The 12,237-nt window shown below is 62.6% G+C and carries 12 protein-coding genes; 6 read left to right on the plus strand and 6 right to left on the minus strand.

Annotation, left to right across the window (positions count from 1 at the left end; translation table 11 throughout):
* Nucleotides 1-2 precede the first annotated feature (2 nt).
* Nucleotides 3-1,256 carry a cystathionine gamma-synthase family protein gene (locus tag ACODSJ_RS05750; RefSeq protein WP_489100817.1) on the minus strand — a complete coding sequence of 418 codons (1,254 nt, stop codon included), beginning with the start codon at nt 1,254-1,256 and terminating at the stop codon, nt 3-5.
* A gap of 471 nt (nt 1,257-1,727) precedes the next feature.
* Here ACODSJ_RS05750 and ACODSJ_RS05755 point away from each other — a divergent pair, with 471 nt between their 5' ends.
* The 6 genes from ACODSJ_RS05755 (at nt 1,728) to ACODSJ_RS05780 (ending at nt 7,879) form a co-directional block, all read left to right on the plus strand.
* Nucleotides 1,728-2,351: a CDP-alcohol phosphatidyltransferase family protein gene (locus ACODSJ_RS05755; RefSeq protein ID WP_489100818.1), complete on the plus strand. Its 624-nt coding sequence runs from the start codon at nt 1,728-1,730 to the stop codon at nt 2,349-2,351.
* 10 nt (nt 2,352-2,361) lie between these two features.
* Nucleotides 2,362-4,119, plus strand: coding sequence for a bifunctional alpha/beta hydrolase/class I SAM-dependent methyltransferase (locus ACODSJ_RS05760; RefSeq protein ID WP_489100819.1), 1,758 nt, complete (start codon nt 2,362-2,364; stop codon nt 4,117-4,119).
* Nucleotides 4,119-5,456: a phosphatase PAP2/dual specificity phosphatase family protein gene (locus tag ACODSJ_RS05765; RefSeq protein WP_489100820.1), complete on the plus strand. Its 1,338-nt coding sequence runs from the start codon at nt 4,119-4,121 to the stop codon at nt 5,454-5,456. Before ACODSJ_RS05760 ends, ACODSJ_RS05765 begins: the two co-directional genes overlap by 1 nt.
* The gene (locus ACODSJ_RS05770; protein WP_489100821.1) at nt 5,446-5,901 is read left to right on the plus strand and encodes a hypothetical protein; all 456 of its coding nucleotides are present in this window, start codon (nt 5,446-5,448) and stop codon (nt 5,899-5,901) included. The genes ACODSJ_RS05765 and ACODSJ_RS05770 overlap by 11 nt, the downstream gene beginning before the upstream one ends.
* A 423-nt stretch (nt 5,902-6,324) precedes the next feature.
* Complete coding sequence (locus ACODSJ_RS05775) at nt 6,325-6,945, plus strand: lysophospholipid acyltransferase family protein (RefSeq protein WP_489100822.1); 621 nt, start codon at nt 6,325-6,327, stop codon at nt 6,943-6,945.
* Nucleotide 6,946: 1 nt separating this feature from the next.
* Nucleotides 6,947-7,879: a phosphatidate cytidylyltransferase gene (locus tag ACODSJ_RS05780; RefSeq protein ID WP_489100823.1), complete on the plus strand. Its 933-nt coding sequence runs from the start codon at nt 6,947-6,949 to the stop codon at nt 7,877-7,879.
* A 180-nt stretch (nt 7,880-8,059) separates the two neighbouring features.
* Here ACODSJ_RS05780 and ACODSJ_RS05785 read toward each other — a convergent pair whose 3' ends face one another.
* The 5 genes from ACODSJ_RS05785 to ACODSJ_RS05805 are packed head-to-tail and all read right to left on the minus strand — an operon-like array spanning nt 8,060 to nt 12,080.
* On the minus strand, nt 8,060-9,217 hold the full coding sequence (locus ACODSJ_RS05785; protein ID WP_489100824.1) for a glutathionylspermidine synthase family protein: 1,158 nt from the start codon (nt 9,215-9,217) through the stop codon (nt 8,060-8,062).
* A gap of 11 nt (nt 9,218-9,228) precedes the next feature.
* Nucleotides 9,229-9,933, minus strand: a complete 705-nt coding sequence (locus ACODSJ_RS05790) for a DUF1190 domain-containing protein (protein WP_489100825.1) — start codon at nt 9,931-9,933, stop codon at nt 9,229-9,231.
* Between the two features lie 19 nt (nt 9,934-9,952).
* The gene (locus tag ACODSJ_RS05795; protein ID WP_260958121.1) at nt 9,953-10,381 is read right to left on the minus strand and encodes a DUF350 domain-containing protein; all 429 of its coding nucleotides are present in this window, start codon (nt 10,379-10,381) and stop codon (nt 9,953-9,955) included.
* Nucleotides 10,382-10,396: 15 nt separating this feature from the next.
* Nucleotides 10,397-11,059 carry a DUF2491 family protein gene (locus tag ACODSJ_RS05800; RefSeq protein ID WP_489100826.1) on the minus strand — a complete coding sequence of 221 codons (663 nt, stop codon included), beginning with the start codon at nt 11,057-11,059 and terminating at the stop codon, nt 10,397-10,399.
* Nucleotides 11,046-12,080 carry an ion channel gene (locus tag ACODSJ_RS05805; protein ID WP_489100827.1) on the minus strand — a complete coding sequence of 345 codons (1,035 nt, stop codon included), beginning with the start codon at nt 12,078-12,080 and terminating at the stop codon, nt 11,046-11,048. Before ACODSJ_RS05805 ends, ACODSJ_RS05800 begins: the two co-directional genes overlap by 14 nt.
* Nucleotides 12,081-12,237 lie beyond the last annotated feature (157 nt).

Consider the following 12,237-nt stretch of genomic DNA (forward strand, 5'->3'; position numbering starts at 1 on the left):
CTTCAGTTTGCTGTTTCAACGGGCGTTTCATTGCGTTGCGGATTGAGGGTTTTCTTGACGAAGGCGAAGGCCTGTTTCAGGTCGTCCAGCAGGTCGTCGGTGTCTTCGATGCCGACCGACACCCGCACCAGCCCTTCGGAAATGCCCAGGGCCAGGCGCTCTTCCAAGGTGTTCTCGACATGACTGGTGGTGCGGGCCGGGCCGTAGATGGTTTCCACCGCACCCAGGTTGCCGGCGCAATGGGCGAAGCGCAGGCGCGGCAGGAGCAGCTTGACGGTGTCCATGCCACCGACCAGGACAAAGCTGACGATGGCGCCGAAACCGGACATCTGCGCACACGCCACGGCGTGATTCGGGTGAGTGGGCAAGCCCGGGTAATTGACCGACTCCACCAGCGGCTCGGTGCAGAGGAACTCCGCCAGGGCCCGGGCGCTGTGTTGTTGCTGGCGCATGCGCAGCACCAGGGTCTTCATGCCACGAATGATCATGTAGGCCGAGAACGGGTCGAGGCTGGCGCCGTTGATTTCGCGGTAGTGACGCACCTTGCTCATCAAGGCTTCGCTGCCGCACACCAGGCCGCCGAGCACATCGCCGTGGCCGCTGAGGAACTTGGTGGCGCTGTGGATCACTACGTCCACGCCCAAGGCCAGGGGGTTCTGGTTGAGCGGCGTGGCAAAGGTGTTGTCCGCCACCACCAGGGCGCCCACGCGCTTGGCCGCTGCCACCAAGCGCGGGATGTCGAGGATCTTCAGGGTCGGGTTGGTGGGGGTTTCCAGGTACAGCACCTGGCAGCCCTTGGCGATTTCGCGCTCGATGTCGTCGTGATCGAAGGCCTCGCACAAGGTCACGGTCACGCCGGTACGCGGCAGGAACTCTTCGAAAATCTTGTTGGTGCCGCCGTAGCTGTCCTTGGTCGACACCACGCGATCGCCCTGGGCCAGGAAGGTGTAGAGCACGCTGCTGATGGCCGCCATGCCGCTGCTGAAAGCCACGGCGGACTCGGCCATTTCCAGTTCGCGGATCTTGGCTTCGAGGGTCTCGACGGTCGGGTTGCTCATGCGGCTGTAGATAAAACCGGGGGCCTTGCCCAAGGCGACGTCGTACCAGACGTCGATGTCGTCGTAACCGTATGCAGCGCTGGCGACGATGGGGGTTTGCGTGGCGTTGTAGGGGTGCCTGACCTGCTCCCCCCCCCACACCGCCCGGGTGGCTGCTCCTGCGTTATCAAGCCCTGTGCTGTCAGGTTTATTGTTCATTGCGACTACTCACGCTGAAGGCGTGGATGTTGAGCCATCCACCGGATCTGACGGCCAATATAGGGAAAAGCCCCGACGCCGAGAAACGATGTTATCGGTGCCAAAGGGCTGGTTTTTTTAATGGCTGGATTGAGGCGGGAGCTGGTGATCACAGTCAGAGCTGCATGACTCATTGTGGCGAGGGAGCTTGCTCCCGCAGGGGTGCGCAGCAGCCCCGATCAGTCAAATGCGATCAGCCTGACACTGCGCAGTGCCTGGTTTTGGGGGGTGCTTCGCACCCCAGCGGGAGCAAGCTCCCTCGCCACAGGGTTCCGGGGGACTCTTGAATTGTGTGTTTCTTGAGTTATGTGGCTCTCGCAGATGCCGACCCGCGCGCATTCTCGATAAATACCCGCCAGCAATCCCCCAACCTGTCGTAATCTCGCACCTGCACGACGCACCCTCTGAATCCGGCCAGGAGACGCCACCGCAATGCCCTCCATTTACCAACTCAAACCCGCCTTCCAAAACCTGCTTCGGCCCACGGTCCAGCGGCTCTATGACAAGGGCGTCACCGCCAATCAAGTCACGCTGCTCGCCGGGGTTGTCTCGGTGTTGGTGGGCGTGGCCGTCGCGGCGTTCGCCAGCCACGCCTGGGTGTTCGCCCTGGTGCCGGCCTGGATGTTCCTGCGCATGGCGCTCAATGCCGTGGACGGCATGCTGGCCCGGGAGTTTGGCCAACAATCGCATCTGGGCGCCTACCTCAATGAGCTATGCGATATCATCGCCGACGCGGCCTTGATCCTGCCTTTTGCCCTGATTCCCGATACCAGCCTGTTGCTCGTGTTGTCGGTCACCCTGTTGGCGTTGTTCAGCGAATACGCAGGCGTCTTGGGGGCGATGGTCGGGGCTTCTCGGCGCTATGACGGGCCCATGGGCAAGAGTGATCGGGCCTTCGTGTGTGGCGTGTTGGCCACCGGTATTGCCCTGGGTTGGCTCGGAGCCGGTTGGGTCAACGGGGTGATGGCGGTGATGGCCGCCCTGCTGGTTTATACCTTGGTCAACCGGGTTCGCCAGGGTTTGGCCCAAGTGAAGAATAACGCTCACTCAGCATAAGGAAGTTGCAATGCGCGAAGCCCAGGAATTGACGTTCACCACCCATGATGGCGTGGAGTTGTTCTACCGGCACTGGCCTGCCGTCACGCAAGATCCGGCCGAGCCGCGCCAGGCGGTGTTGCTGTTTCACCGTGGTCACGAACACTCCGGGCGCATCGCCCACCTGGTGGACGAGCTGGACCTGCCCGGCTTCGACTTCTTTGCCTGGGACGCACGCGGCCATGGCAAGTCTCCCGGCGAGCGTGGCGACAGCCCGAGCTTCGCCACCAGCGCGCGGGACGTGCAGACCTTCTGCGACCACATCGGCGCCAAGCACCAGATCGACGAGCCGAACATCGCCGTGATCGCCCAGAGCGTCGGCGCGGTGATCGCGTCCACCTGGGTCCACGACTACGCGCCGCGCATCCGTTCGCTGGTGCTGGCGTCGCCGGCGTTCAAGGTCAAGCTCTACGTGCCCTTCGCCCGCCAGGGCCTGGCGCTGATGCGCAAGTTTCGCGGCAACTTTTTCGTCAACAGCTACGTCAAGGCGAAATTCCTCAGCCATGACCCGGAGCGCGTGGCGTCCTACGACAGCGATCCGCTGATCACCAAGGCCATTTCGGTGAACGTGCTGCTGGGCCTCTACGAAGCCGCCGACCGGGTGGTGGCCGATGCCCAGGCGATCCAGGTGCCGACGCAACTGCTGATCTCCGGTTCGGACTTCGTGGTGCACCGCAAACCCCAGGAGCAGTTCTTCGAACGCCTGGGCAGCCTGCACAAGGAAAAACACATCCTGCCAGGGTTCTTCCACGACACCCTCGGCGAAAAAAACCGCGCGCCGGCCATCGCCAGCGCTCGTCGCTTCATCCTGCAAAACTTTGCCCGCCCGCTGGAGCGCCCTTCCCTGCTGGAGGCCGATCGCCTGGGCGCGACCTGCGCCGAAGCCGAATCCCTGGCCACGCCGCTGCCGCACAATTCGCCGTGTGACCTGTACTGGCGCATGACCCGCGCCAGCATGCGCTTTGGCAGCACGATGTCGGACGGGGTCAAGCTGGGCTTCGACACCGGCTTCGACTCCGGCAGCACCCTGGATTACGTCTACCGCAACATCCCCACCGGCACCTCGGCGCTGGGGCGGATGATCGACAAGAACTACCTGAACTCCATCGGCTGGCGCGGCATTCGCCAGCGCAAGCTGAACGTCGAGGAGTTGCTGCGCCTGGCGATGGGCAAGCTGCGCGAAGCGAACCGCGAGGTGCGCATCGTCGACATCGCCGCCGGCCATGGCCGCTACATTCTCGAAGCGCTGCACGGCGTCAATCCGCTGCCCGAATCGATCCTGCTGCGCGACTACAGCGACATCAACGTGCGCGACGGCAGCGCGTTGATCGTTGAAAAAGGCCTGGGCGACATCGCACGCTTCGTCAAGGGCGACGCCTTCGATCGCCAGGACCTGGCCGCCCTCGACCCGAAACCGACCCTCGCGGTGGTGTCCGGCCTGTACGAGCTGTTCGCCGACAACCAGATGGTCGGCAACTCCCTCGCCGGCCTGGCCGAGGCGGTAGAGCCCGGCGGTTTCCTGATCTACACCGGCCAACCGTGGCACCCGCAACTGGAGCTGATCGCCCGCGCCCTCACCAGCCACCGCGCCGGGCAAGCCTGGGTGATGCGTCGGCGTACCCAGGCGGAAATGGATCAACTGGTGGAGGCGGCAGGCTTTCGCAAGATCACCCTGCGGGTCGATGAATGGGGCATCTTCAGCGTTTCGCTGGCGCAGCGAGTGCAGTGATGAGCGCCGTCATCGCCCCGGCCCGCGAGCCCGCACTGCTGAAACCGGCGGTGCTGTGGCTGCTGTTGCTGGCGCCGCTGTTCTTCACCACCTACGGCTTCGCCACCTGGGTCACTGCCCAGCGCGACGACGTCGGCACGTTGGTGTTCGGCTGGGAAAGCCACATACCGTTCATGGCCTGGACGATCGTGCCCTATTGGTCGATCGACCTGCTCTACGGTCTGTCGCTGTTGTTGCCCAGCAGCCGTGAAGAACTCAAGCGCCACGCCTTGCGCCTGCTCACGGCCCAGGTGATCGCGGTCAGTTGCTTCCTGCTCTGGCCCCTGCGCTTCACCTTCCCCCGGCCCGAGATGGACGGCGTGTTCGGTTGGCTATTCGAGGTGCTGGCCGGCTTCGACAAGCCGTTCAACCAGGCGCCGTCGCTGCACATCGCGCTGCTGGTGATCCTCTGGGTCTGCTATCAGCGACACTTGCGGGGAATCTGGCGTGGGTTGATGCACGTTTGGTTCGCGCTGATTGGCGTGTCGGTGCTGACCACTTATCAACATCACTTTATTGACCTGCCCACGGGCGCATTGGCCGGTTGGCTATGTGTCTGGTTGTGGCCGCTGGATCGGTCGAGCCCGCTGCTGAGTGCGCGCCTGGCGACAGACCCTGCCCGTCGGCGCCTGGCCTTGCGTTATGGCTTGGGCGCGGCGGCGATGTTCATTCCGGCGTTTGCCTGGGGCGGCGCCTGGCTGTGGCTGATCTGGCCGGCCGTGGCGGTGCTCATGGTGGCGCTGAATTACCTGGCGTTCGGCGCCGACGGTTTCCAGAAGCGCGAAGATGGCCGGTTGAGCCCGGCGGCGCGTTGGTTGCTGGCGCCGTACCTGGCGGCGGCGTGGATCAATTCCCGCTGGTGGACGCGCCAGCATCCGCAGCCGGATGAGGTGGTGGATGGCGTCTGGCTCGGGCGAATTCCCACGCCGCTGGAGTTGAAAGACAGCGCGTTTACCGGCGTGCTCGACCTTTGCGCCGAGTTGTCGGCGGACAGCACAGCCATCGCCTATCGTTCGTTGCCAGTGCTCGACCTGACGGCCCCTACACCTGAGCAGTGCCTGAGGGCTGCGCAATTTATCGAGCGCCTGCGCCAGCAAGGACCGCTGCTGGTTTGCTGCGCCTTGGGCTATTCGCGCAGTGCCACGGCCGTGATTGCCTGGTTGTTGCACAGCGGCCGGGCGGCGAGCGTCGATGCGGCGATCGTGCAGATCAAACGTGCGCGCCCGCACATTGTCTTGCATGCCGCACACCGTGAAGCGCTGGCGCAGTTCGCCCAAGGCCTTGCCCATGAGCAGTGACATGGAGCTCCACAGCGTGGCGAGCCTGTTGCGCCGTGGGCATGCGCTGGACCAGTTGTCCACCGGGCTGACGTTGCTGGCGGCGCTGCTGGGTTTGGGGCCATGGCTGGTCGGGGTGAATGCCCCGTGGCTGGTGGCGTTGAGCGCGGTGCTGTTGGTGCTTGGGGTGTTGGAAAAGTACTGGGCATTTCGGGTGGCTTTCGATGCCGATCTGTTTCAGCGCGTGGCCGAGGGCACACAATCGCTGGCCGAACGCACCCAGGCCTTGGACCAGGCCCTCGCCGCCCTCGGCCTGCAACCGCCTGGACGCGCCGGCCGGCCCTGGACCGAGCGCCGACAGGGGGCGCTGGCGTTGTTGCGCAGGCAAGTGTGGCTGGTGGGCGTGCAGGTTGTGTTGGTGCTGGGCTTTATCCTCGCCAGCCCGTGGCTAATCGCTTCCGGATAAGTTTTTTGTGGTTAGGTTTTTTGTGCCTAGTTTTTTGTGTGGCTAGGTTTTTTTGTGGCGAGGGAGCTTGCTCCCGCTGGGCTGCGAAGCGGCCCCTTCTAAAGCTGGATGCAATCCATCTGACACACCGCAGTGCTGGTTTTGGGGCTGCTTCGCAGCCCAGCGGGAGCAAGCTCCCTCGCCACAGGTAGTTGTCAGCCAATAGGTAGTTGTCAGCCAATAGGTAGTTGTCAGCCAATAGGTAGTAGTCAACCAACAGGTAGTTGTCAGTCAAAGTTATCGGTAAACCAACTGGTACTTGTCAGCCAACAGGTATTTGTTAGCCACAGCTATTTGTTTCAGCCATCAGTTGTTTGTCAGCTCAAATATTGATCAGCCATCAAAAATGGCTAACCCCCGAGTTTCATTGGACAAGGAATCCTCATGCTAGAACCCGCGGTCGCCCACCTCATCACCTCCGCCGCCCGCATGGTCACGGGCGCTCGCAGCCTGTGGCTCGGCTGTGCGCCGAAGCCGGTGCAGCGGATCTACTTTGCCAACCACAGCAGCCACGGGGATTTCGTCCTGCTCTGGGCCTCTTTGCCGCCGGCGCTGCGCAAGCTCACCCGCCCGGTCGCGGGGGCCGATTACTGGCAGAGCAGTCCGCTGCGCCGCTACATCATCAACCGGGTGTTCAACGGTGTGCTGGTGGACCGTGAGCGCAAGGACCCGTCCTATAACCCTTTGCAGCCGATGCTCGAAGCGCTGGAAAACGGCGACTCGCTGATCATCTTCCCCGAAGGCACGCGTAACCCGGACGAGGGCTTGCTGCCGTTCAAGAGCGGAATCTATCACTTGATGAAAAACCACCCCGAGGTCGAGGTGATCCCGGTGTGGATCGCCAACCTCAACCGCGTCATGCCCAAGGGCCGTGTGCTGCCCCTGCCGCTGTTGTGCACCACCAGTTTCGGCGCGCCGCTGTGCATCGAAGAAGGCGAAAGCAAAGAGCAATTTCTAGAACGCAGCCGCGCCGCGCTGCTGGCACTGGCCCCGGAGCACGTTTGACATGGATCGATATACCCTGATGTTGTTTGGCGGGATCGGCGCGATTCTGGTGCTGGCTTCGCTGGTCGGTTTCATTCTCAAGTTGAAAACCCGAGGCGAGCCGAACTCGGTCATCGACAACCTCAACGCGCGGATCAATGCCTGGTGGATCATGGTGCTGGTGATCGGCGTCGCGTTCTGGCTCGGTAACGCGGCGGTCATCCTGTTGTTCTACGCGGTGTCGTTCTACGCCCTGCGGGAATTTTTGACCCTGACCCCGACACGACGCAGTGACTACCCGGCGCTGGTGGCCGCGTTCTACCTGGCGCTGCCGCTGCAATACCTGCTGATCTACTACGACTGGTACGGGCTGTTTTCGATTTTCATCCCGGTGTATGTGTTCCTGCTACTGCCGATCCTGGCGTCCCTGGGCGGCGACAGCACGCACTTCCTGGAGCGTGCTTCCAAGGTCCAGTGGGGGCTGATGATCGCGGTGTTCTGCATCTCTTTCGTACCGGCACTGCTGACGTTGGACATCGCCGGGTTCGAAGGGCGCAACCTGTTGTTGATCGCCTACCTGGTGATCGTGGTGCAGTTGTCGGATGTGTTGCAGTACGTGTGCGGCAAGTTGTTCGGCAAGCACAAGATCGCGCCAAACCTGTCACCCTCAAAAACCGTGGAAGGTTTTGCCGGCGGCATCTTCCTCGCCTCGCTGATCGGCGGCGCGTTGTGGTGGATCACGCCGTTCAATCCGTGGCAGTCGTTCCTCATCGCCTTGCTGATCAACCTGCTCGGCTTTGCCGGCGGCATCGTCATGTCGGCGATCAAGCGCGACCGTGGGGTGAAGGATTGGGGCCACATGATCGAAGGCCACGGCGGCATGCTCGACCGCCTGGACTCGGTATGCTTCGCCGCGCCGATTTTCTTTCATTTGGTGCGGTACTGGTGGACCTGAAAATGTCCTTGGCGAACACCTGAACCTATGGAAACACACCCTGGGGGCAGGTAAGCACCAGTCCCTGTGGGAGCAAAGCTTGCTCGCGAAGCAGCCACCTCGGTCAGTCAGAAAGACCGCATCGCCCTCATCGCGGGCAAGCCTTGCTCCCACAGGGGTACACCCTGTGGGACTTAGCAATCAATCCAGGATCAAATGCGGCAAGAACCGGCTGGAATCCTTGGTGATCAGGCTGTTGTCTTCCCGCACGCCAATGCCGGCGGCCTGGTCGCCGATGACCCAAGAGCCAATCAGCGTGTAACTGTCGCCAAAACGCGGCAGGGGCGCGAGTTCCTGGAGGATGAACGGGGCGTCGGTGTAGGGGCCGTCTTCCTTGACGATCACACCGTCAGCGGTCTGTAGCTCGATGTTCGCCCCTTCCCGGGAAAAGTACGGCTTGCGCACCCAGCCTTTGGGCACCGCTTTGCTCGTGTCGCGGTCCACCTGCGCCGCGAGCAGGTTCGGGTGGCCTTTGTGGAACTCCCACAACAACGGCAGGATGCCTTTGTTGGAGATGATCGACTTCCAGGCCGGCTCGAAAAACTGCGTGTCGCTCTGGGCAATCGCCTCGCCGAACGGTTCGTGGAAGATGAATTCCCAGGCGTGCAGCTTGAACAGGTGGGGAATCCAGCGTTCCTCCAGGTCGACGAAACGCCCTTCGCTGTTGAGGCCGATGTCTTCGATGTCGATGTGCCGCGACTCGATGCCGACTTTTTCCGCGATCAGGCGCAGGTAGTCCGTGGTGCCCTTGTCTTCCACCGAGTCTTTCATCGACGCGAAGTAAAAAGGCTTCGTCAGTTGCAGCTGGGCAAACGCCTGGTGCAGCTTGGTGTCGATGCTGTTGAACTGGTCCACATGGGCCGGCAGCAGGCCGCGCTCGATGCATTGCTCCAGCCAGCCCCACTGGAACGCCGCCGCCTCGTACAGACTGGTCGGCGTGTCGTAGTTGAGCTCCAACAGCTTGGCCGGGCCGTTGCCGTTGTAGGAGAAATCCATGCGCCCGTACAGGTGCGGATGGCCTTCGAGCCAGGACGTGCGCACCAGGTCGAAGTACGGCGCGGGAATGCTCAGGCGCTCCAGCAGTTCCTCGCTCTGCACCACCCTGGCCACCAGGTCCATGCACATCTCATGGAGCTCGTTGGTCGGGTCTTCGAGGTCGTCCTCGATCTGCTTGAGCGTGAACTGGTAGTACGCGCGCTCGTCCCAATAGGGTTCACCGTCGATGGTGTGGAACATAAAGCCGAGGCTCTCGGCGGTCTGTTTCCAATCATGACGCTCGGCGCATTGGATCTTCTTCATGGGCGTGTTCCTCAGCCGCCGAAGCTGCTCGAACCGCCCCAACCGCTGCGGGCGCTGGCCTTGCTGCCGAAACCGCCACGAGACGTGGAGGAGGCAACGGAGATCGGCTTGCTGCTGGTCTTGATGGCGTCGGTGTAGCCGCCGTATCGCGCTTGGTTGGACTTGGTGAACGTCGTGCCTCGCGAGACGCGCTGGCTGAGGGTCGAGGACCCGAAGTCGCCGCGATCATCACGGTAGCGGTAGACCGGCTCGGCGTAATAGCTGTTGCGGTTGCCGCTCAGCATGTTGCCGATCAGCATGCCGGTCAGCAGGTTGCTGAAGCCTGAGCCGCCGGTGTTCGCTTCCGAGGCCGGCAATTGGGCCCGGGCGGCGTCCACCTGGGATTGGGTGACCTCGCCATCGGCACTCAGCTCGAAGCCGCCCAGCTTGGGAATGAACTTGCCGGCGGAGTCTTGCTGGCACCAGTCGGCGACAAAGTCGGCGTCGCAATCGGCCTGGCTGTCGTACACCGGCGCGATACGGCGGTGCTCGGCCATGGCGGTCATGTAGGCGTCGGCGCAAATGTCCACCGGCAGCTTTTCATCGACACATTGCTGGACGGACTGGAAGTTGTATTTCTTCTGCAACCTGTAGGTTTTTTCCGTTGGCCCGCAGCCGGATATCGCCAGGGCGACCGACGCAGCCAGCGAAAGCTGGACGTACTTGCTTCGTTTCATCGGGATCTCCGTGGCGCAATCAGTTCTGGGAAGGCGTCATGCAGGCGGCGTTCAACAGACCGACACTGATGGCCACGGCGGCGATGTAGATGCCGGCGGCGATTTCACCCTTCTTGATGCGCTCGGAAGCGCCCTTGAGCACCAGGCTGGTCACCAGGAAGGCCAGCAGTTGGACGAACGCGGCGATCACGGCCCAGACCACGAAGTCGAGGAGGTTGACCGAATAGGCGATCACGTTGCTCGCCGGGATGGCGAAGCCAATGAGGGCACCGCTCAGGGCGATGGCCGCGGCCACGTTGCCCGAGCGGATCAGTTCGAGCTCTTTGTGGGGCGTGACATGGATGTAGATGAACTGGAACAGCGCGAACAGCACCGCAGCGCCGAGGATGTACAGGACGAAGCCGAACACCGCGGCCTTGTTCAGGGAAATGGAGAGCGCTTCAAGCATGGACGTGTTCCTTTTTCAAAATGTGTTCAGGTCGGTGGTGTACAGCGAAATGCCCAGCGAAGTGCTCAAGCTGACGGTGCCTTCGGCGTCCTCTTCGACGGAGAACAGCAAGAATTCCCGGCGATCGGTCAGGCCGGTGTCGCGCGCGTAGAGCATCGAATGGTGCTCGATGCTGTAGGACTCGTCCGGATTGCTCACCCGCTCGCTCATCGCCACCAGCTCGGTCTGGCCGGTCTCGGTGCCCCATTCGCGGGTGTACTCGACGCCGTTGTGGGTGTAGGTCGGCAGGCCGATCAGGCTTTCGGGGCCGGCCAAGCGGCGCAACTCCGCTTCACTGTTGATCGTGACGTAGCTCTGGTAGTTGAACAGGATGACCGACTCGACCTGCCCGGCGACGTCGCCGCTGGTGTGCACTTGCAGCCAGTAGTCCTCGTCGTTCATGTAGCAGCGCGACAGCCAGTTCGACTGCCCGAGATCAACCACGCCGAGGCTCCAGATCTGCTGGGAGCCCGGGATGATCACGGCGCTGTTGCCGTCGAGCAGCAATTTGAGCGTGGCATCGAACGTGACCTGTTTGCCGGAGGCCAGGCCCAGCGGCCCGCTGATGGGCGTGCCGCTGCTGGCGGTTGGGTTCGCGTTCGGGGCCTCGAGGCCCATCAGTTGTTTAAACCAGCCCATGGCAGATGTCCTTGAGACGCGTGGAAGCGATGTAGAAGAGTTCACCGCCCACGACACGGGTGGCGCCGGGCGGGTTGATCGACGGGTGGAGGTCACCCTTGGCGCGATAGCCGATGAGTGTAGCGTTGTGCTGCTCTTTCATCCGCGCGTACAGGTCGCCGAACGTGGCTTCGAACGCCTCGGGCAGTTTCATCAGGTACTGGGTGGCGCCTTGGCCGACGCAGAGCAGTTCGTTGATGACCACGGACGAGCCCGGATCCTGGGAAGCGCGCACCAGCATCTCGATGGCCATGCTTGAGGTGCACTCCAGGCTCGGCGCATAGGCGCTGGCGAGGGCGGCGATTTCACTGTCGTTGAAGTGGGCGACCACATGCCCGGCAGGGCTCAGTTGATTGATCGCCAGCACGGTGGCCAGGGTCAGGTCGTCGGAGTGGGTTCGCACCAGCACGCGCTCGGCACCCGGCACACCGGCACGTTGCAACAGCGCGACGGAGGACAGGCTGTCGCCCTTGATGAAGCTGGCCTTGCCCGGCATCGGGTTTTCTTCGAGGCCGCAGTCACAAATCACGATCAGGTTGTCGTTGGAGGTTTCGTCTTGCAGCAGCAGTTCGATGACACGCTCGCTGGACGTGCCCTCCCAACCGATAAGCACGGTGTGGCCCACCTTGCCGGTGAAATCGCCTTTGCCCTTCATGCCTTTTCTCCATACGTCGATGACGCTGCTGGTGGTTTTGCCGATGGCCGCCGTCAGCAGCGCAATGCCCCCGAGCATGACCCAGGTGGCCACGAAAATGCGTCCCGCCGCGGTCTGTGGCGCAAGATCGCCGTAGCCGACAGTGAGCGTGGTGGTGAGGTAAAAGTAGGTGAATGTGGCGGCCGCGATGAGGTGTTGCTCGCCCAGCAGCACCAGCCCGATCCAGGCGGTTGCCAGGTGCACGCCCAACGCCATGGCCAGGCCCGCCCAACCGAACCGGTGGAAGAACGACGAAGCGTAGGCACGCAACAAAAGGAAAATCGACATTTCGTCCCTGACTCCGTGGGGCTTTGTTCCTGGCGGCATCATCGCTCTGGCGTCTGCGGGCTGGAGCGTAGTGGCCGGACAGCATTAAACCTGCTGTGGGGCGTGGATAAAAGTCCCTTCGCCACAATTAAATCCGATGAGCAAGCAGGCCAGGCAC

Source organism: Pseudomonas sp. FG6 (assembly GCF_057809015.1).

Bases quoted from the DNA above. Each gene is read 5' to 3' on its own strand.
- ACODSJ_RS05755 (WP_489100818.1), top strand. From the start codon at position 1,728: ATGCCCTCCATTTACCAACTCAAACCCGCCTTCCAAAACCTGCTTCGG.
- ACODSJ_RS05805 (WP_489100827.1), bottom strand. From the start codon at position 12,080: ATGTCGATTTTCCTTTTGTTGCGTGCCTACGCTTCGTCGTTCTTCCAC.
- ACODSJ_RS05780 (WP_489100823.1), top strand. From the start codon at position 6,947: ATGGATCGATATACCCTGATGTTGTTTGGCGGGATCGGCGCGATTCTG.
- ACODSJ_RS05795 (WP_260958121.1), bottom strand. From the start codon at position 10,381: ATGCTTGAAGCGCTCTCCATTTCCCTGAACAAGGCCGCGGTGTTCGGC.
- ACODSJ_RS05800 (WP_489100826.1), bottom strand. From the start codon at position 11,059: ATGGGCTGGTTTAAACAACTGATGGGCCTCGAGGCCCCGAACGCGAAC.
- ACODSJ_RS05760 (WP_489100819.1), top strand. From the start codon at position 2,362: ATGCGCGAAGCCCAGGAATTGACGTTCACCACCCATGATGGCGTGGAG.
- ACODSJ_RS05750 (WP_489100817.1), bottom strand. From the start codon at position 1,256: ATGAACAATAAACCTGACAGCACAGGGCTTGATAACGCAGGAGCAGCC.
- ACODSJ_RS05770 (WP_489100821.1), top strand. From the start codon at position 5,446: ATGAGCAGTGACATGGAGCTCCACAGCGTGGCGAGCCTGTTGCGCCGT.
- ACODSJ_RS05775 (WP_489100822.1), top strand. From the start codon at position 6,325: ATGCTAGAACCCGCGGTCGCCCACCTCATCACCTCCGCCGCCCGCATG.
- ACODSJ_RS05790 (WP_489100825.1), bottom strand. From the start codon at position 9,933: ATGAAACGAAGCAAGTACGTCCAGCTTTCGCTGGCTGCGTCGGTCGCC.
- ACODSJ_RS05765 (WP_489100820.1), top strand. From the start codon at position 4,119: ATGAGCGCCGTCATCGCCCCGGCCCGCGAGCCCGCACTGCTGAAACCG.
- ACODSJ_RS05785 (WP_489100824.1), bottom strand. From the start codon at position 9,217: ATGAAGAAGATCCAATGCGCCGAGCGTCATGATTGGAAACAGACCGCC.